The organism is Streptomyces sp. NBC_01257 (assembly GCF_035917255.1).
Lineage (GTDB): Bacteria > Actinomycetota > Actinomycetes > Streptomycetales > Streptomycetaceae > Streptomyces.
The window spans coordinates 2,963,985-2,981,857 of the sequence record NZ_CP108472.1; the positions used below are offsets into that span (position 1 = coordinate 2,963,985).

The 17,873-nt window shown below is 71.4% G+C and carries 15 protein-coding genes; 5 read left to right on the plus strand and 10 right to left on the minus strand.

Annotated features, from left to right (window positions below; translation table 11 throughout):
- Positions 1–31: 31 nt before the first annotated feature.
- The 6 genes from arfA to OG408_RS12605 all read right to left on the minus strand — a co-directional run bounded on the left by arfA (position 32) and on the right by OG408_RS12605 (position 6,495).
- Entirely contained in the window at positions 32–1,549 is a 1,518-nt protein-coding gene (gene arfA, locus OG408_RS12580; RefSeq protein WP_285570163.1) for an arabinosylfuranosidase ArfA, read from the minus strand.
- 38 nt (positions 1,550–1,587) lie between these two features.
- Positions 1,588–2,457: a carbohydrate ABC transporter permease gene (locus OG408_RS12585; protein ID WP_285570161.1), complete on the minus strand. Its 870-nt coding sequence runs from the start codon at positions 2,455–2,457 to the stop codon at positions 1,588–1,590.
- Complete coding sequence (locus OG408_RS12590; RefSeq protein ID WP_266778443.1) at positions 2,454–3,395, minus strand: carbohydrate ABC transporter permease; 942 nt, start codon at positions 3,393–3,395, stop codon at positions 2,454–2,456. The genes OG408_RS12585 and OG408_RS12590 overlap by 4 nt, the downstream gene beginning before the upstream one ends.
- The gene (locus tag OG408_RS12595; protein WP_326669887.1) at positions 3,392–4,750 is read right to left on the minus strand and encodes an extracellular solute-binding protein; all 1,359 of its coding nucleotides are present in this window, start codon (positions 4,748–4,750) and stop codon (positions 3,392–3,394) included. The genes OG408_RS12590 and OG408_RS12595 overlap by 4 nt, the downstream gene beginning before the upstream one ends.
- A 206-nt stretch (positions 4,751–4,956) precedes the next feature.
- Positions 4,957–5,385, minus strand: a complete 429-nt coding sequence (locus OG408_RS12600) for an organic hydroperoxide resistance protein (RefSeq protein WP_266778447.1) — start codon at positions 5,383–5,385, stop codon at positions 4,957–4,959.
- Between the two features lie 90 nt (positions 5,386–5,475).
- The gene (locus OG408_RS12605) at positions 5,476–6,495 is read right to left on the minus strand and encodes an NADP-dependent oxidoreductase (protein ID WP_266778449.1); all 1,020 of its coding nucleotides are present in this window, start codon (positions 6,493–6,495) and stop codon (positions 5,476–5,478) included.
- Positions 6,496–6,640: 145 nt separating this feature from the next.
- Between OG408_RS12605 and OG408_RS12610 the strand changes: the two genes are divergently transcribed.
- Positions 6,641–7,084: a MarR family winged helix-turn-helix transcriptional regulator gene (locus OG408_RS12610; RefSeq protein WP_266778451.1), complete on the plus strand. Its 444-nt coding sequence runs from the start codon at positions 6,641–6,643 to the stop codon at positions 7,082–7,084.
- Between the two features lie 18 nt (positions 7,085–7,102).
- On the opposite strand, the gene OG408_RS12615 is transcribed toward OG408_RS12610, so the two are convergent.
- On the minus strand, positions 7,103–7,888 hold the full coding sequence (locus OG408_RS12615; protein WP_326669890.1) for an SCO2400 family protein: 786 nt from the start codon (positions 7,886–7,888) through the stop codon (positions 7,103–7,105).
- A 78-nt stretch (positions 7,889–7,966) separates the two neighbouring features.
- Between OG408_RS12615 and OG408_RS12620 the strand changes: the two genes are divergently transcribed.
- The 3 genes from OG408_RS12620 (at position 7,967) to OG408_RS12630 (ending at position 11,313) form a co-directional block, all read left to right on the plus strand.
- On the plus strand, positions 7,967–8,545 hold the full coding sequence (locus OG408_RS12620) for a hypothetical protein (protein ID WP_266778455.1): 579 nt from the start codon (positions 7,967–7,969) through the stop codon (positions 8,543–8,545).
- Between the two features lie 137 nt (positions 8,546–8,682).
- Positions 8,683–9,720, plus strand: coding sequence for a rod shape-determining protein (locus tag OG408_RS12625; protein ID WP_266778457.1), 1,038 nt, complete (start codon positions 8,683–8,685; stop codon positions 9,718–9,720).
- Positions 9,721–9,729: 9 nt separating this feature from the next.
- A complete protein-coding gene (locus tag OG408_RS12630; RefSeq protein ID WP_285570143.1) occupies positions 9,730–11,313 on the plus strand; it encodes a GAF domain-containing protein in 1,584 nt (527 codons plus the stop codon).
- On the opposite strand, the gene OG408_RS12635 is transcribed toward OG408_RS12630, so the two are convergent.
- Positions 11,291–11,722: an Lrp/AsnC family transcriptional regulator gene (locus OG408_RS12635; protein WP_266778461.1), complete on the minus strand. Its 432-nt coding sequence runs from the start codon at positions 11,720–11,722 to the stop codon at positions 11,291–11,293. The genes OG408_RS12630 and OG408_RS12635 overlap by 23 nt on opposite strands.
- Before the next feature lie 133 nt (positions 11,723–11,855).
- Between OG408_RS12635 and OG408_RS12640 the strand changes: the two genes are divergently transcribed.
- Entirely contained in the window at positions 11,856–13,070 is a 1,215-nt protein-coding gene (locus OG408_RS12640) for an MFS transporter (protein ID WP_266778463.1), read from the plus strand.
- A 66-nt stretch (positions 13,071–13,136) separates the two neighbouring features.
- Here OG408_RS12640 and OG408_RS12645 read toward each other — a convergent pair whose 3' ends face one another.
- Entirely contained in the window at positions 13,137–15,317 is a 2,181-nt protein-coding gene (locus OG408_RS12645) for a ThuA domain-containing protein (RefSeq protein WP_326669894.1), read from the minus strand.
- Between the two features lie 7 nt (positions 15,318–15,324).
- Positions 15,325–17,787, minus strand: coding sequence for a carbohydrate-binding protein (locus OG408_RS12650; protein WP_326669897.1), 2,463 nt, complete (start codon positions 17,785–17,787; stop codon positions 15,325–15,327).
- Positions 17,788–17,873 lie beyond the last annotated feature (86 nt).

Here is a 17,873-nt window from a genome sequence, read left to right on the forward strand (position 1 = left end):
GGGCGGGCCCCTTCGCGGGAGGGGGCTGTGGTCAGGAGAGGCGGATCATGTTCCAGGACATCGGCTCCAGCACGGCCCGCAGCACTCCCCCGTCGAGTGCCGTGCCCTCGGCCGGGTGGGGAGTGACGCGGCCGGGTTCGGTGAGGGTGTTGCGGGCGTCCGGGTCGGCGTCGGCGAGGACCTGGTGCTCGGCGATCCCCGTCAGGCCGAGCCCGTGCAGGGCGACTTCGAGCGGGAGGGCCGCGGACTGGCTGCGGTTGACCGCGAAGACGGTGACCGCGCCGGTCTCCGGGTCGCGGACGGCGGTGGCGTGCAGCAGGTCCGTCTCACCGTACTTCGCGGTCGTGTACGTGGGCGAGTCCACCCGGACGTCCAGGACCTGGCCGCGGCCGTGCCGGGCGGCCTGGGCGAACGGGAAGAACGTGGTCTGGCGCCAGGCGGGTCCGCCGGGTTCGGTCATGATCGGGGCGATCACGTTGACCAGTTGTGCCAGGCAGGCCACCGTCACCCGGTCGGCGTGGCGGAGCAGGGCGATGAGCAGGGTGCCGAAGACGACGGCGTCGGTGACCGAGTAGCTGTCCTCCAGCAGGCGCGGCGCCTCGGGCCAGTCGAGGGGGTTCGCCTCGGCCTCCTGCTGACTGCGCGCCATGTACCAGACGTTCCACTCGTCGAAGGAGAGGTTGATCCTCTTCGTGGACTTCAGCCGGGCCCCTACGTGGTCGCAGGTGGCGACGACGTCCTCGATGAAGGACTCCATGTCCACGGCGGACGCCAGGAACGAGTCGCGGTCGCCGCCGAGTTCCTCGTAGTAGGCGTGCAGCGAGACGTAGTCGACGAGGTCGTAGGTCTCGGCGAGGACCGTGGCCTCCCACGCGGCGAAGGTGGGCATGGAGCGGCCGGACGAGCCGCAGGCGACGAGTTCGACGGACGGGTCGATCTGCCGCATGGCGCGGGCCGTCTCGGCGGCGGTCCTGCCGTACTCCTCGGCGGTCTTGTGGCCGGTCTGCCAGGGGCCGTCCATCTCGTTGCCCAGGCACCACAGCCTGATGCCGAAGGGGTCCTTGTCGCCGTGCGCGATGCGGCGCTCGGAGAGTTCGGTGCCGGCCGGGTGGTTGGCGTACTCCTGGAGCTCGATGGCCTCCTGGACGCCGCGGGTGCCGAGGTTGACGGCGAGCATCGGCTCGGCCTGCGGGCCGATCTTCCTGAGGAAGGCGATGTACTCGGAGAGGCCGAAGCGGTTCGTCTCGGTGGAGCGCCAGGCGAGGTCGAGGCGGCGCGGCCGTTCGTCGGCGGGGCCGACGCTGTCCTCCCAGCGGTAGCCGGAGACGAAGTTGCCGCCGGGGTAGCGGATGGCGGTGACGCCGAGTTCGCGGATGAGTTCCAGGACGTCGGTCCGCAGGCCCGCCTCGTCGGCCGAGGGGTGGCCCGGCTCGTATATGCCGTCGTAGACGCAGCGGCCGAGGTGCTCGACGAACGAGCCGAAGAGGCGGGGGTCGACGTCGCCGACGGTGAACGCCGGGTCGAGGGTGAATCGGGCGGTGCGGGTCATGACGTCCTTCGGGGTCGGGTTGCGGATCTCGGTGCGCGTCACTGGCCGGCCAGCCCGGTGTGGGCGACGCCGCTGACGATCTGGCGCTGGAAGAAGACGAAGACGACGATGAGCGGCAGGCCGGCCATCAGCCCGCCGGCCATGAGCTGGGCCCACTGGATGCCGTAGGAGTTCATGACGGTCGCGATGCCGTTCGGCATGGTCATCAGGTCGGGGTTGTTGGTCACCATGTACGGCCAGAGGAAGTTGTTCCACGACGCGATGAAGGTGAAGATGCCGACCGCGGAGAGGGAGGGCCTGGAGAGCGGCACGATGATGGTGAAGAAGACCCGCCAGCGGCCGGCGCCGTCGATGAACGCCGCCTCCTCCAGCTCTTTCGGGATGCCCTGGAAGAACTTGTAGAGGATGTAGACCATCGCGGCGGGCGCGCACTGCGGCAGGATCATGCCCCAGTAGGTGTCGACCATGCCCATCTGCTGGACCGTGGTGAACAGCGGGACGCCGAGGACTGCGGGCGAGACCATCAGGCCCGCCATCACCGTGCCCATGAGGAACGCCTTGCCCCTGAACTCGGTGCGGGCGAAGCCGTATCCGGCGAGCGCGCTGACGAGCAGCACGACGACGGTGACGCAGATGGAGACGACGAGCGAGTTCACGAACCAGTCGGTGATGTTGCCGGTGGCGAAGAGCGCCTTCCACGCCTGGCCCGTCCAGTCCTCCGGCAGCCAGTGCGCCGGCACCTCGACGGCCTCGGTCTCCGACTTGAGCGAGGTGAACAGCGCCCAGGCGAGCGGCGCCAGGAACACGGCCGAGACGGCGACGCCGATGAGGGTGAGCACGACCTGGCTCGGTGACCAGGGCTTGCGGGTACGGGACTTGACGGGCGCCTGCGCGGTGTCGGCGGTCATCGGGCGTCCTCCTCACGGTTGCGCAGCAGCCACATCCGGGCGAGGGCGACGGCCGCGATGATGACGAAGAAGATGATGGAGATCGCGGAGGCGTAGCCCACGCGGTAGCTGGTGAAGCCCTCTTCGAGCGTGTACTGCACGAAGGTGCGGGTCGACCCCTCGGGCCCGGGGCCGAAGTCCTGCATCACGACGGCCTGGTCGAAGACCTGGAGCGAGGCGAGGATCTGCAGCGCGATCACGAGGCCGGTGATGTTGCGCAGCATGGGCAGGGTGATGTGGACCATGCGGTGCCAGGCGTTCGCGCCGTCCAGTTCGGCGGCCTCGTAGAGGTGTGCGGGGATGTTCTGGAGCGCGGCGAGGTAGAGCAGGAAGCTGAAGCCGACCGTCCACCACAGGGTGGTGATGACGACGGCGAGCATCGCGTACGACGTGTCGGTCAGCCACGGCGTATCGAGGCCGAAGAGGTAATTGACCATGCCCGTACCGGGGTTGAACAGCCACTGCCACAGGTTGCCCGCGACGGTCGACGGCAGCAGGAACGGGATGAAGAAGCACAGCCGCCACAGCCATTTTCCGCGCTCGATGTGGTGGGCGAGCAGCGCGAGGAGGAGGGCGAGGACCGTGATGCACGGCACGACGAGCAGCGTGAAGTAGGCGCTGTGGCCGAGCGCGTCCCACATCAGCTGGTCGTGCAGGGCCTCGCGGTAGTTGTCGAGGCCGACGAAGCCCGCGCCGTCGCCGGAGATGTTGGCGTCCGTGAGGCTCAGGTAGACGCCGCGCAGCAGCGGCCAGATCACGAAGAGCGCGAACAGGACGAGGAACGGGGCGACGAACCATCCGCCGTGCTGGAAGCCCTGCCTGCGGCGGGCCGTGGGGCTGTCGGCGGCGGTCCTCGCGCGGGTGGGTGCGAGGACGGCCTGGGGTGTGGTCGTCGTCATGCGGCCGCTCCTGCCTGCGCCGCGGTCCTGCCGTCCATGGGGTTCTTCATCGCGAGGAGCTCGGCGAGGGTGCTCCTCATGCGGCGGGCGGCGGCCTCGGGCCTGGCGGAGCCGAGCATGGAGGATGCGGCGATCGGTCCGACGCGCTGGGCGAGGATGCCGGTGGAGCCCGCGAACCACACCTTGGGCTCGGTGGCCTGGTGGTCCATCGCGGAGACGTACTCGCTCTGCGGTTCGAGCTTCTTGTACGCGGCCGTGGACAGCGTCGGCGTGTAGGCGGGGATGTGCCCGCCCGCGGCCCACTGCTGTGCGTGCCTGACGACGTAGGCGGCGAGTTCGTGGGCGGCCTCGTTGGCGTCGCCGCCGCGGCCTGACTGGTGCGGCAGGACGAAGGAGTGCGATTCGGCGTGGGTGGCCCGCTTGCCGAAGACGGGCGGCAGTGGCGTGGCGCCGTACTCGGTCTTCGCTCCGTCGAACACCGGCACCGACCAGTTGCCCTCCCAGCAGAACGGGGAGCCGTTGAGGAACTGTTCGGCGCCCGCGGCCCCGGCGAAGCCCGGGTCGGAGTACCCGTCGGTGATGTGCCGGCGCATGAACTCCAGGACCTGGGTGGCCTTGTCCGTGTCGAAGGTGACGTCGGAGTCGGCGGCGTCGAACCAGGTGCCGCCGAGCTGGGTGTAGAAAGCGACGAAGAACCACCACTGGAAGTTCTGGTCGTTGGCCCACAGACCGATGGTCTGCAGTCCCTTCTTCGTGGCCTTCTTCGCCTCCTTGAGCACGTCGAACCACTCCTCGGTGGACGTGACGGGCACGATCCGCCCGTCGTCGCCGAGCAGGCCGGCCTTCCTCAGCACGTCCTTGCGGTAGAAGCAGAGCTGGACGTGGATGTCGAGCGGGAGGGCGTAGAGCTTGCCGTCGACGACGGCGCGCTTCCACAGCGCGGGGTTGAAGTCGGCTTCCCTCACGCCGTACTTGGCGAGCAGGCCGACGTCCCAGGGGTCGAGCAGGCGGCCCGGTGAGAACCCGGTGACGCGGCCCAGGTGCATGACGCCGAGGTCCGGTGCGCGGTTGCCCGCCGCCGCCATGGCGAGCTTGGTGTAGAAGGGGCTGCCCCACTGGAGCGTCGAGTCCTTCACCTCGGTGCCGGGGTGCTCCCTGCGGAAGGCGTCGAGCATCGCGATCATGTTGTAGCCGTCGCCGCCGCTGAAGAGGTTCCAGTAGCGGACCCGGGTGGCCGCGTCCGACGCGAGGGCGTCCGCACCGCTTCCCAGCGCCGCGAAGCCGAAGCTGCCGGCGACGGCCGCACCGCCAAGGCCGGTGATCAGTTGCCTGCGATTCAGGCCAGGTCGTCCCATGCCCCGCCCTCACTGTTCGATATACCGGATGACGCCCGTAACTTCGAACGGACCGTAAAATCGAAGCGCTTGCGCGTCAATGGGTCGCGCAAGAATTCCGGACAATGTCCGGGGTGTCGAACAGGAGGGCGGGCCGGGACCGGGAACGGCCGAGGGCCGCACCTGGTGGGGTGCGGCCCTCGGCTGTGTACGAGTGGTGCGGACGGTCAGACGACCGAGAGCGCCACCTTGATGTTGCCGCGCGTGGCGTTCGAGTACGGGCAGACCTGGTGGGCCTTCTCGATGAGCGCCTGCGCGGTCGCCGCGTCCACGTTCGGGATGGTCGCGGTGATCGCGACCTCCAGACCGAAGCCACCGGCCTCCGTCTTGCCGATGGAGACCGCGGCGGTCACCGTGGAGCCGGTGATGTCGGCCTTCTCCTGGCGCGCCACGACGCCGAGCGCGCCCTGGAAGCAGGCACTGTAACCGGCGGCGAAGAGCTGCTCCGGGTTGGTGCCGGCGCCGCTGCCGCCCATCTCCTTCGGCGGGTTGACGACCACGTCGAGCTTGCCGTCGTCCGAGGAGACCCTGCCGTCACGGCCGTTCTCGGCGGTGGCGACGGCGGTGTACGCGACGGTGATGTCCTGAATGGTCATGCTGGGGGATTCCTCCTGCTGATGCGCCGCGACTCGCGCCCACGATCGCGACGGCCTGGGACGAGCCTAACGCGTGCCCGGACGGGCGGTTCAGCCGAGGGAGACGATCATCTTCCCGGTGTTCTCGCCGCGGAGCAGACCGAGGAAGGCCTCGAAGCCGTTCTCGATGCCCTCGACGACGGTCTCGCGGTACTTCAGCTCGCCGGAGGCCAGCCAGCCGGCCACCTCCTGGACGAACTGCCCCTGGAGGTCGGCGTGGTCGCCGACGAGCATGCCCTGGAGGCGCAGCCGCTTGCCGATGACGAGGGCGAGGTTGCGCGGGCCGGGGGTGGGCTCGGTCGCGTTGTACTGGGCGATCATGCCGCAGATGGTCGCGCGGCCGTGCACGTTGAACGAGGAGATCGCGGCTTCGAGGTGCTCGCCGCCGACGTTGTCGAAGTAGACGTCGATGCCGTCGGGGGCGGCCTCGCGCAGCTGCTGAGCGACGGGGCCGTTCTTGTAGTTGAAGGCGGCGTCGAAGCCGTACTCCTCGACCAGGAGCTTGACCTTCTCGTCGGAGCCGGCGGAGCCGATGACCCGCGCGGCGCCCTTGATCTTCGCCATCTGGCCGACCTGGCTGCCGACCGCACCGGCGGCGCCGGAGACGAAGACCACGTCGCCCTCCTTGAAGGAGGCCACGTCGAACAGGCCGGCGTAGGCGGTGAGACCGGTCATGCCGAGCACGCCGAGGTAGGCGGAGAGCGGGGCGAGGGAGGCGTCGACCTTCACCGCGTGCTTGGCGGGGACGTCGGCGTACTCGCGCCAGCCCAGACCGTGCAGCACGTGGTCGCCGACCGCGAAGCCCTCGGCGTTCGACGCGACGATCTCGCCGACCGCGCCACCCTCCATGGGGTGGTCCAGCTTGAACGGCGGGGTGTACGACTTCACGTCGTTCATCCGGCCGCGCATGTACGGGTCGACCGAGAAGTGCAGGTTGCGGACGAGGACCCGGCCCTCGGCGGGAGCGGTGACCGGCGCCTCACGCAGTGCGAAATCCTCGGCCTTCGGCCAGCCGTGCGGACGGGCTACGAGGTGCCATTCACGGCTGGACGTGGGAAGAGTTGCAGACATGGGCTCGGGTTCTCCTCGATGACTGGGGGATGCGGAGGGGTGGAGTCACGGAAGCGGTTCGGCCGGAGCGGAAAAGCTTCATGAGGTGAAACAACCATGCGCCTGGATATTTCACCTTGTCAAGTAACCGGCTATCCTCGATGTCATGGCCACCCCGCGCACGGACCCGCTGACCCTCGAAGTCGTCGAGCTGATCGGCTCGGTCGTGGCGCGGTACTACGAGGAGTACGAGCAGGCCGCGTCCGCCCACAGCCTCACCGGCGCCCAGGCCCGCGTCCTCGGACTGCTCTCCCTGGATCCGCTGCCGATGCGCCGGATAGCCCAGAAGCTGAAGTGCGAGCCGTCGAACGTCACGGGGATCGTCGACCGTCTCGAGGCGCGCGGACTGGTGGAGCGGCGGCCCGATCCGGCCGACCGGCGGGTGAAGCTGGCCGCGCCCACGGAGGAGGGCGCCCGGACGGCCCGGAAGCTGCGCGACTCGCTCGGCTTCGCCCGCGAACCCCTGGCGGGTCTCTCGGACCAGGAGCGCGCGGTCCTGCGGGACCTGCTGCGCCGGATGCTGGGGATGGAACCGGCCGACCTCTCCTGAGCGGCGTTCCTCAGGGGCTCAGCAGAACCACGGGAACCAGCAGTCGTCGTCCGTGGGGGTCGGTGACGGGGTGGGGGTCGGCGTGGGCACGGGCTGCGTCGGGGTCGCGGACGGTGACGGTCCGCCGCCGGTGCCGCCCGGCTCCGTGGGACCACCGGTGGTGACCGACGGGGCCGCCGACGGCGGTACGGAGACCGGGGCCGGGGCTGCCGGGGCCGAGGTGACCCCGCCGGGGCGCGCCTCGGCCGTGGCCCGGTCCGGCCGGGCGGCGGCCGAGGAGTGTGCGTCGGTCGCGGGGACGACGGACGGGCTGCCCGTCGGGCTCCTGACCGGACGCGGCGGCTCGGCCGTGTCGCTCACCTCGGGATCAGGCGCCGGAGCGGTGGTGGCGGACGTCGATTCGCGTACGTAGTCCGAGGCCCCGTCGCCGCCGTCCGGCTCGGTCGCCAGCTCGGCCAGGCTCAGCGCACCGGCGGCCAGGACCACCCCCAGCAGCGCCAGCAGCGCCGTACGGCCCCGCCTGCTGCGGCCACGCCGGCCACGGCGCGGCCGCTCCTCAGGGGCAGGGCCGCCGCGGCGCGCGGCGCGTCCGCCGTGCGCGCCGCCCCGTGTCCGGGCAGCCTCGCGCTCCCGGCGGCGCCGGCCCCCGGACGGAGACGGCGCGGCCCGCTCGTCCCGGGCGTCCGGCTCGTGGCCGAAGGGCGCGGGGGCGGCGTAGCGGCTCAGCGCCTGCGCGGGGGTTCCGCATCCGGCGCAGGCCAGGGCGCCGTTGAGATGCCGCTGACAGGGCTGGCAGTAATCCATGGCGCCCGCAGATTAGATGCCCGGCGGACACCAGAGAAAGCCGCTCAGGTGAGGATCCTGTGTGGAACCGTTGGTTCCATGACCGCTCCCGCCCCGTTCGGCCCCCGTGAGTTCCAGCTCGTCCTGCTGCGCCGGATGGCCGACCACCAGCCAGGCCTCGTCGAGGACGCCCGGCACGAACTGAGCGCCACGCTCGCCGAGATGCGTGAGGCCAACCGCCGCTGGCAGGCGATGACGCGGGCCCCGCGCGGGCGGGGAGCGCTGCGCCGCTACCGTTCGGTACTCGGCGAACCCGAGATCTCGCTGCGCCGCACGGTGGGTGATCTGGAGTGCGACGCGCTGTTCTGGCCGGTGCCGCTCTGGCCGGACCTGCGGTTCGAGGTGATGGTGGCGCCGGGCGGGGCGGTGTGGAACGAGTGGCTGGTGCGGGCGCCGGGCGCGCCGGCCCCCGAGCTCGGCCCGGCCGGGGAACTGCGCCCCTGGTCGTGCACCGTGAACGAGGTGGCGCGGGCCTTCGCCCCGGCCCGTCCGATGGAGGGCAGCGCACCGACCCGCTGGGCCCTCTCGATCACGGACACGGCCACCGGCGTCCCGTACGTCGCCGAGTTCACCTGGGGGCTGTTCCAGCGGCTGCTTCCCGGCCCGCCGGCCCGCTGAGACACGGACCGACGCCCCGTCAGCTGCGTACCTCCTCCGGCGTATCCCAGCGCGCACGAAGCCCCCGAACGGCGCAGGATGCGAAGAGAACCGGCTGCCCGTCGGTCCCCCCATCAGCGCTCTCGGGAGAACCTGCCGTGACCGTCAGCCTTGAGCAGTTGCGCCGTTGCCATGTCGCCGTCGACCTCGGGGCCGCCCGCACCCGGGTGTACGTCAAGGGGCTCGGGCTCGTCGTCGACGAGCCGAGTGTCGCCGCCGTCAACACCCGTACGGGCTCGCTCATCGCCGTCGGCGCGCTCGCCGAACAGATGACGGGCCGCACCCCCGACTACATCCGGGTGGCCCGCCCGGTCTCCGGCGGAACCGTCGTCGACATCGAGATGGCCCAGCGCATGCTGCGCCATCTGCTCGGCGAGAAGCTCCGCCGCCAGCTGCGCCGCAAGCCGCGGCTGCGGGCCGCCGCCTGCATCCCGCACGAGAGCGATCCGCTGGCCCAGCGCGCCGCCGTGGAGACGCTGGTCGGGCTCGGGGCGCGGCGGGTCGAGCTCGTCGACACCCTGATCGCGGCGGCCGTCGGCTGCGGACTGCCGGTCGAGCAGCCGACCGCCACCATGATCATGGTGTGCGGGGCGGCGACCACCCAGATCGCGGTCCTCTCGCTCGGCTCGATCGTGACGGCGGTGCGCATCCCGATCGGCGGCGACGCGATCGACCACGCCGTCATCCAGCACCTGCGCCAGTTCCACGAGCTGATGCTGCCGAGCCAGTCCGTGCGCCCCCTGCAGCTGGCGCTCAGCGGCAACGGGCTCACCCCGTACGGCCCCTCGGTGACCGAGATCCACGGCCGGGACGTGGCGACCGGACTGGCCCGCTCCGTCCAGGTCGACACGGCGGCGGTGCGGCAGGCGATCCACCGCCCGCTGACCGCGGTCCTCGACGGTCTCGGCAAGATCCTGCGGGCTTGCCCGCCCGATCTGGTGGCCGACCTCGCCGACTGCGGGATCATGATGGTCGGCGGCAGCGCGCTGCTGCCCGGCCTCGACCAGATGCTGCGCGACGCCACGGGCATGCCGGTGCACATCGCCGAGCGGCCCGACGTCTGCTCCGTCCTGGGGCTCGGCGCCATGCTGGACGGCAAGATCAGCCCGATGGTCCTCGACCCGCTCGCCGGCTGAGTCCGGCGGATGACGGACGAACCGCCCGACGAGGCACCCAGCCACGGTGTCCCCAGGTCACCACGGCTGCCGATGCTGCTGGAAGCGGTCCTCCGGGTCGGTACCGATCTCGAACTGCGGGCCACCCTCCAGCAGATCATCGACACCGCCACCGCGCTCACCGACGCCCGCTACGGGGCGCTCGGGGTCCTGGACCCCGCGAGCGGCAGGATCGGTGAGCTGTTCGTCACCGGGCTGAGCGAGAGCGAGCGGGCGGCCGTCGGCGGCCTCCCCGACGGGCACACGGGCCTGCTCGGCGCGCTGGTCGAGGAGGGGCAGCCGCTGCGCTGCGACGACCTGACCACCGATCCGCACTCCGTCGGCGTGCCCCCCGGCCATCCCCCGATGCGCTCGTTCCTCGGCTCCCCGATCCGGGTCCACCGCAAGGTGTTCGGGAACATCTACCTCACCGAGAAGCCCGGCGGGCACTTCACCGACACCGACATGACGCTGCTGCGGGTCCTCGCCGCTCAGGCAGGCATCGCGATCGGCAACGCCCGGCTGTACGAGGGCGCCCGGCAGCGGGAGCGCTGGATCGAGGGCGCGGCCGCGGTCACCAACACCCTGCTGACCGGCGAGAACGCGTCCGACGCCCTGATGACCGTGGCCGAGCGGGCCAGGATCCTCAGCGACGCCCTGGCCGGGGTGATCCTCCAGCCGAACGAGGCGGGCGGCATGGAGATCGTCGTCGCCTCGACCCTGGAGGACCCGGCCGGTCTGGTGGGCACGGCGATCGCCCCCGGCTCCCCCGTCCTGGTCCAGCTGCTGGGCGGCGAGGCGGTGTTCATCGACGACTCGGCGACCGATCCTCGGATGACCACGCCGGTCCGGACTCGCTTCGGGCCCAGCATGATGCTGCCGCTGCAGAGCGGCGGGCGGCTCATCGGCACGCTCGCCCTGCCCCGGCGGCGCGGCGCCCGCCCCTACACGGACGTGGACCGGCTGCTGGCCGCCCAGTTCGCCTCGCAGGCCGCGCTGGCCCTGGTGCTGGCGGACTCCCAGCACGACCGCGAGCAGCTCGCGGTGTACGAGGACCGGGACCGGATCGCCCGCGATCTGCACGATCTCGTCGTCCAGCGGCTGTTCGCCACCGAGATGATGCTGGAGTCGACGCGCCGCCGGGCCGGCGCCGCGGAGACGGACGAACTGCTCGGCAGGGCCGTGGACGAGCTGGACTCCACGATCCAGGAGGTGCGGACCGCCATCTTCGCCCTCCAGCAGCCGCCCGCCGAGGCTCCCACCACCTTCCGGGGCCGGGTACTGCGGGAGACCAGCGGTGCGGCGGCCGTGCTGGGTTTCCAGCCCTCCGTGCACTTCGCCGGGGCGGTGGACGCGCTGGTGCGCGATCCGGTGGACGGTCAGCTGCTCGCCGCGCTGCGCGGAGCGCTGGCGGCCGCACACCGCCGGCTCGGGGTGTCGGCGATCGAGGTGGAGGTGGACGCGACGGCCGTCCTGCCGGACGGCCGGGCCGGGGTGCGGCTGGCGGTTGCGGACGACGGGCGCGAACCGGACGGTTCGCGCGCGCCGACAGTCATTTGGCAGGCGCCGCTCTGAGCGCGATCCTGGTGCTGGAGTGGGCGACACCGGCCTCGCGCTTCAGCCGGCGCAGCAGCCCGTCCAGCGCCGCGGTGTCGGCGGCGGTGGCCCGTACGAGATAGTCGTGCCCGCCCGTCACATGCACCACCTCGGTGATGCCGGGCAGGGTCAGCACCGCCCGCTCGAACACCTCGTTGGTGGTGTCCGTCCGCAGGGTCACGTCGATGAAGACGACGAGTCCGGTCCGGGTGTCGGCGGCGGGGTCGATGATCACGGTGAAGCCGCGGATGACGCCGTCCCGGCGCAGCCTGCGCACCCGGTCGGCCGCCGCGTTGGCGCTGAGCCCGACCCGGACGCCCAGGTCGCGGTACGAGATCCGCGCGTCCTCCTGGAGGACTCCGAGGATTTCCCTGTCGAGACGGTCCATACCGCGATTGTCGCAGCTTTCGGCAGATCGCGACTGCGCAGACGTCGGCAGCCCGTCCCGCCCGGCCGTTACCGCGCCCCCGGATGGCGCAACCCGACGGGCCCGTGGCCCGCTCCCCCCCTTGACTGACTGTGTGGACAACGCCGTCAAGCAGTCACCCGCTCCGGCCGCCGCGAAGCCCTCCGGCGCCGCCTACCGCAACCTCGTGATGGCCACGATCGGCTTCGCGCTGACCTTCTGGGCCTGGAACCTGATCGCCCCCATGTCGGCCGACTACAAGGACCGGCTCGGGCTCAGCTCGTTCCAGCAGTCCCTGCTGGTAGCGGTGCCGGTGCTGGTCGGTTCGCTGGGCCGGATCCCGGCGGGCGCGCTCACCGACAAGTACGGTGCGCGGCTGATGTTCCCGCTGACCTCGGCGCTCACCATCGTCCCGGTGCTGCTGCTGATCCCGGCGCGGGACTCCTACGGCGCGATGCTCGCCGTGGGCTTCCTGCTGGGCCTGGGCGGCACGACGTTCGCGATCGGCATCCCGCTGGTCAACTCGTGGTTCCCGCCGTCCGACCGGGGCCTGGCCCTCGGCGTGTTCGGCATGGGCATGGGCGGGGTGGCCCTGTCCGGGTACTTCACCCCCCGGATCGCCAAGCACGGCGACAACCTGCCGTTCCTCGTGGTCGCCGGGGCGCTCGTGGTGTTCGCGGCGCTGGCGGCGGTGCTGATCACCGACCGGCCCGGCCGGCAGGTGCCGACCGACACGCTGGCCCACCGGCTGGGTGCGGCGGGGCGGCTGCGCGTCACCTGGGAGCTGTCGGCGCTGTACGCGATCGGCTTCGGCGGCATCGTCGCGTTCGGCGTCTACCTGCCGACGTATCTGAAGACCTGGTACGACCTCTCGCCGACCGACGCCGGCACGAAGGCCGCCGGGTTCGCCCTGGTCACGGTCATCTTCCGGCCGATCGGCGGCTGGCTCTCGGACCGGATCCACCCGGCGCTGGTCTCCTCCGTGGCGCTCGGGGTGGCCGCCCTGATGGCGATCGTCCAGGCCTTCGACCCGAAGCTGGTCCCCGGCGGCACGATCGCGCTGCTCGTGATGGCGGCCGGTCTCGGCACCGCGAGCGGCAGCGTCTTCGCCCTGGTCTCGCAGGTGACACCGCAGGCGAAGGTGGGCAGCGTCACCGGCATCGTCGGCGCGATGGGCGGGCTCGGCGGCTTCGTCCCGCCGCTGGTGATGGGCGCGATCTACAGCTCGAAGGGCTCCTACTCGATCGGCTTCATGCTGCTGTCCGACCTGGCCCTGGCGGGCTGTGTGTACGCGTACGGGCGGATGCGGACCATCCAGCGGGACGCCTGAGACGCCCCCTCACGACGGAGAACGGCAGCGGCCCCGCCGGGACGCTGCCGTTCGTCGTGTGCCGGGTCAGTGCGGGGCGGGAGCCGCCGCGCGCTGCTGCTCGAACCGCTCGGCCCAGTAGGCCGTCCGGTCGAGATAGGCCGTCTCGGCGGCCGCCCCGGTCTTGCCGTAGGCCCCTTCGTAGGTCTGGTAGCCGTGTCCTGCGGGCGGGGTGCTCGACGCGGGTTCGATCGGGCTGCCCTCGTGCCATTCGTTGAAGGAGGTGACGGAGACCCAGGAGGGTGATCCGCCGATGGCCGGGTCGAGCGCGTTGCTCCACTCCAGGTCGTAGGAGGCGCCGTCGTCGCGGCCCAGGGTGGGTGTGGTGTTGCCGGGTACGGCACGGTCGTCGATGTAGCCGGGAGCCACCGAAGGCGCCCAGACCAGACCGTTGGCCTTCGCGTACGCCCCTGCCTGCTGCCAGCCGGGGGCGGTGGCGCCGGCGATGCCGTCGTAGGTGTAGATCCCGCCGAAGTGCGCGACCTTGGTGGTGTCGGTGGTCTGCGCGAGGACGATGGCGCTGTCCCGTACGGCGTCCAGGGCCGACCAGTCCTGGATCCTCAGGCTCTCGAAGATGTAGAACGCGGGGCGGTCGCCGTGCTCCGCGTCCCGGTAGTACGCGGGGTGGCTGCCGAACTTCCCTTCGAGGTAGGCGATGTCGTCGACCACGGAGGCCGCGGTCCGGCCGCTGTACGGCTCGATGTGCCAGGCCACCTTGATCCCGTGCCGGGCCGCGGCGTCCAGCACCTGGCCGGCCAGGGAGTCCTCGTAACCGCCCTGTCCCCACCAGCTGTAGACGAGGACGCCCGCACCCGACTGCTCGATCCACTTCATGTGCTGCTCGACGGCCCCGGCGGTGTCACCGGAGTCGTACGGGCCGAGCTTCGGGTAGAGGTCGGCGCCGATGTCGTCGGGCGGGGTGTGGCCGCCCTGTTCCCAGTGGCGCCAGCTGCCGTTCGTCTCCGGGGTGCCGTACCAGGGGTAGTAGAAGAGGTGGACGTTCGACGAGCCCGCCGCCGCGGCCGGTGTCTCCTTGGCCAGGGTGAAGCTGTCGATGTCGAAAAGCGACCCCGCTCCCCCGGTGAAGCTCAGGAACAGCGGGCCCGAACCGGTCGCGGTGAGGGCGCCGGTCACCTCCGTGAAGGTCTCCCAGCCGCCGGTCGGGGCGACGGCCACCGATCCGAGTACCGGCCCGGTGGCCGATCCGGAGCGGACCTGGACGGTGCCGCCCGCTCCGGCCGAGGAGACCCTGGCGGTGAAGGAGGTCGCCCCGGCCGTGTCGACGGAGGCGTAGCCCGCCCAGTCGCCGTTGTCGATGTACCCGAGGGTGGCCCCGCCGCCGGCCCCGGCGTGCGCGGCGCTCTGCACACCGGATGAGGAGGTGTACGACTCCGCCTCGACGGCTCCGTCACCCGGTTCCGTGGTTCCGGAGCCGCAGTCGGCCTGCACCGCGCCGGCCGCGTACTGGATTCCGCCGAGCAGCAGCCGGCGGAAGTCCGGATCGCCGTACGACTCGATGGTGTGGCCGAGGCCGGTGTAGAAGGACCGGCCCTGCTGCTGCGGGTGGCACCAGGTGATCGGGTGGTCGCCGCCCATCTCCCCGCCGGTGTAGCTGCTTTCGTCCAGGGTCTGGAGCACATGGACGTCGGCGCGCGGGTTGGTGCGGTAGTTGTACAGCTCGTCGGTCCGGATCCACTCGTCGTCGAGGTGCGAGGTCGCCGGGTGGGCGTGGTCCTCGGTGAGGACCTTCGCCTGCTGGATCGCCGGATGGCTCTTGAACCAGGCGCCGACGAGGTGTTCGTAGGACGGCCAGTCGTACTCCGTGTCGGCGGCCGCGTGGACGCCGACGAATCCGCCGCCCCCGTCGACGTACGCCGACAGCGCGTCCTGCTGCGCGGAGTCCAGGACGTCACCGGTGGTGCTGAGGAAGACCACCGCCTCGTATCCGGCGAGGTTCTGCGGGGTGAAGGCGCTCGCGTCCTCGGTGGCCGTGACGGTGAAGCCGTCCGCCGTGCCGAGTTCCTGGATGGCGGTGATGCCGGCCGGGATGGAGTCGTGCCGGAATCCGGCGGTCTTGGAGAAGACCAGCACGTCGTACGGGTCGGCGGCCGCGGCCCCCGCGGGGGCGGGGGCCAGGAAGGCCGCGCCGAGGGCCAGGGCGGCGGCGCACGCGACATGCCGTGCGCGCCGGGCCAGTTGGCGTCTCATCCGTGGATCATCCTTCCGTCTCGAAGGTGAAGGCGTCGACGTCGAACAGATTCCCCTGGCCCGTGGGGCCCTTGAAGACGAGGAAGAGTTCGGTGGAGCCCGCGGGGGCGTTGCTCACATCGGCCGACACGTCCGTGAAGGTCTCCCAGCCGCCGGTGGGGGCGACGGTCAGGGTGGAGAGCAGCGTGCCCGTGGCGGAGCCGGCGCGGACCTCGATGGTGCCGCCGGGTCCCGCGGACGAGACCCTGGCCGAGACGCTGGTGGCGTTGCCCACGGCGTACGGCTCGAAGGAGATCCAGTCCCCGTTGTCGGTGAAGCCGACGGTGGCGCCGCCCTCGGCCGCGCCGTGCTGGGCGGGCTCGATGCCGGACTGGGCCGCGAAGTGCTCGGCCTGGCGGTGGCGCGGCTGCAGGATGCTGTCGCTGTGGCTGGTCAGTCCGCCTGCGTCGGTGTACTCGGCGTCGAAGACCCCGTAGATGTTGGCCGCGCTGTCGTGCTCACCGTCGACGGGGACGTCGATGGTGCCGGAGCAGCCGTTCTTCGAGGTGATCTGGTGGCGGTGGCTGTCGTGGCCGAGCAGATAGGTGACCTTCACCTTCGAGCAGTCGACCGTGCCGTCCTCCGGGTCGGTGACGGTGACGGTGAAGGGCACGGAGTCGCCGAAGGAGAAGAGCGAGCCGTCGACCGGGGTCGTCAGGGTGACGGTGGGTGCGGTGTTGCCCGCCGTCACGACGAGGCTGGCGGTGCCCGTGAGCCCGTCGGGGTCGGTGACCGTCAGGGTCGGGTGGAAGGTCCCGGCGGTGGTGTAGGTGTGCTGCGGGTTCGCCTCGGTGGAGGTGGCGCCGTCACCGAAGTCCCAGGCGTAGCTCAGCGCCCCGCCCTCGGGGTCCTCGCTGCCGGCCGCCGAGAAGGCGACGGCGAGCGGGGTGGGTCCGGAGGTGCGGTCCGCCGCGGCCTTGGCGACGGGTGAGCGGTTGCTGCCCGCCAGGTACTCGACGCGGTAGAGCGCCTGGTTGCCGGATCCGGTGCCGTAGTCCAGGACGTACAGGGCCCCGTCCGGGCCGAACGCGGAGTCCATGACCTGGGTCCCGGTCCAGGGGAAGGTGTCGATCGTCCCGGGTGAGCCGTCGGCCTTCACCTCGATCGGCTTGATCCACTTGCGGCCGTACTCGGCGGCGAAGAAACGCTTGTCGAGTGATTCGGGGAACTTCACGGCCGAGTCGAGGCCGGCGTCGTAGTGGTAGACGGGCCCGGCCATCGGGGACTCGGAGCCGCCGCCGAACTCGGGCGGGGTGCCCGCGTCACCCGCGTACCTGATCCAGGCGGGCTTCACCGCGGGCAGCTCGGGCCGGCCGGTGTTGCGGAAGGAGTTGTTGGCCGGGCCGCCCGCGCAGTCGTACTTCGCGCCGGACGGGCCGCTGGGGAAGGTGTACTCGTTGTACGTCTCCGAGGCGGTGTTGGTGCCCGTGCAGTACGGCCAGCCGAAGTTGCCGGGGCCGGTGACACGGTCGAACTCCACCTGGCCGCTGGGGCCGCGGTTGGCGTCGGTGGTGCCGGCGTCGGGTCCGTAGTCGCCGATGTAGACGGTGCCGGTCGGCTTGTCGACGGACATCCGGAACGGGTTGCGGAAGCCCATGGCGTAGATCTCGGGCCGGGTCGCGGCGGTGCCGGGGGCGAAGAGGTTGCCGGCCGGGATCGTGTAGCCGCCGTCGGCGGTGGGCTTGATCCGCAGCAGCTTGCCGCGCAGGTCGTTGGTGTTGCCCGAGGAGCGCTGGGCGTCGAACTGCGGGTTGCGGTCGGTGCGTTCGTCGATCGGCGCGTAGCCGCCCGACTCGAACGGGTTGGTGTCGTCGCCGGTGGTCAGATAGAGGTTGCCGGCCGCGTCGAAGTCGATGTCGCCGCCGACGTGGCAGCACTGGCCGCGGTCGTTGGCGACTTCGAGGAGGACCTTCTCGCTCGCGGTGTCCAGGGTGCCGTCGGTCTTCAGCGTGAACCTGGAGAGGTTGAGGTGTCCCTTCCAGGCGTCGAAGTCGGCGGCGGATCCGGTGACGGGGGCGTCGCCGCCCGGGGTGTTCAGGGCGGGCGAGTAATAGAGGTAGAGGTAGCGGTTGTTCGCGAAGTCCGGGTCGGCCGCGACGCCCTGGAGCCCTTCCTCGTCGTGCGTGTAGACATTGAGCTTGGCGGCGGTCTTCGTCGCTCCTGCGGCGTCGGTGAGCCGGACCGTGCCGTCGCGGGCGGTGTGGACGACCGAGCGGTCCGGGAGGACGGCGAGGGACATGGCCTCGCCCAGCTCGGCCGCGCCGAGGGCCAGTTGGACCTGCTGGTAGTCGGCGGCGGGTATGTCGGCACGGGCGTGGACCGCGGTGGGGGCGGCGGGTGCGGCGGCCGCGGTGCCGGCGGCGAGGCCACCGGTGGCCACCAGGGTGAGCGCGGTGACGACTCTGGACCAGAGTGGGGGAGACAGGGGCATGAACGCTTTCCTTCCTGACGGTGCGTGGGGTTGTCAGGCAAGGCGCTGTCGCGCTTTGCGACGTGCGGGTGCGGCCGGACGAGCAT

Bases quoted from the DNA above. Each gene is read 5' to 3' on its own strand.
- OG408_RS12595 (WP_326669887.1), bottom strand. From the start codon at position 4,750: ATGGGACGACCTGGCCTGAATCGCAGGCAACTGATCACCGGCCTTGGC.
- OG408_RS12590 (WP_266778443.1), bottom strand. From the start codon at position 3,395: ATGACGACGACCACACCCCAGGCCGTCCTCGCACCCACCCGCGCGAGG.
- OG408_RS12645 (WP_326669894.1), bottom strand. From the start codon at position 15,317: ATGAGACGCCAACTGGCCCGGCGCGCACGGCATGTCGCGTGCGCCGCC.
- OG408_RS12650 (WP_326669897.1), bottom strand. From the start codon at position 17,787: ATGCCCCTGTCTCCCCCACTCTGGTCCAGAGTCGTCACCGCGCTCACC.
- OG408_RS12585 (WP_285570161.1), bottom strand. From the start codon at position 2,457: ATGACCGCCGACACCGCGCAGGCGCCCGTCAAGTCCCGTACCCGCAAG.
- OG408_RS12605 (WP_266778449.1), bottom strand. From the start codon at position 6,495: ATGTCTGCAACTCTTCCCACGTCCAGCCGTGAATGGCACCTCGTAGCC.
- OG408_RS12635 (WP_266778461.1), bottom strand. From the start codon at position 11,722: ATGGACCGTCTCGACAGGGAAATCCTCGGAGTCCTCCAGGAGGACGCG.
- arfA (WP_285570163.1), bottom strand. From the start codon at position 1,549: ATGACCCGCACCGCCCGATTCACCCTCGACCCGGCGTTCACCGTCGGC.
- OG408_RS12600 (WP_266778447.1), bottom strand. From the start codon at position 5,385: ATGACCATTCAGGACATCACCGTCGCGTACACCGCCGTCGCCACCGCC.
- OG408_RS12620 (WP_266778455.1), top strand. From the start codon at position 7,967: ATGACCGCTCCCGCCCCGTTCGGCCCCCGTGAGTTCCAGCTCGTCCTG.
- OG408_RS12630 (WP_285570143.1), top strand. From the start codon at position 9,730: ATGACGGACGAACCGCCCGACGAGGCACCCAGCCACGGTGTCCCCAGG.
- OG408_RS12610 (WP_266778451.1), top strand. From the start codon at position 6,641: ATGGCCACCCCGCGCACGGACCCGCTGACCCTCGAAGTCGTCGAGCTG.
- OG408_RS12615 (WP_326669890.1), bottom strand. From the start codon at position 7,888: ATGGATTACTGCCAGCCCTGTCAGCGGCATCTCAACGGCGCCCTGGCC.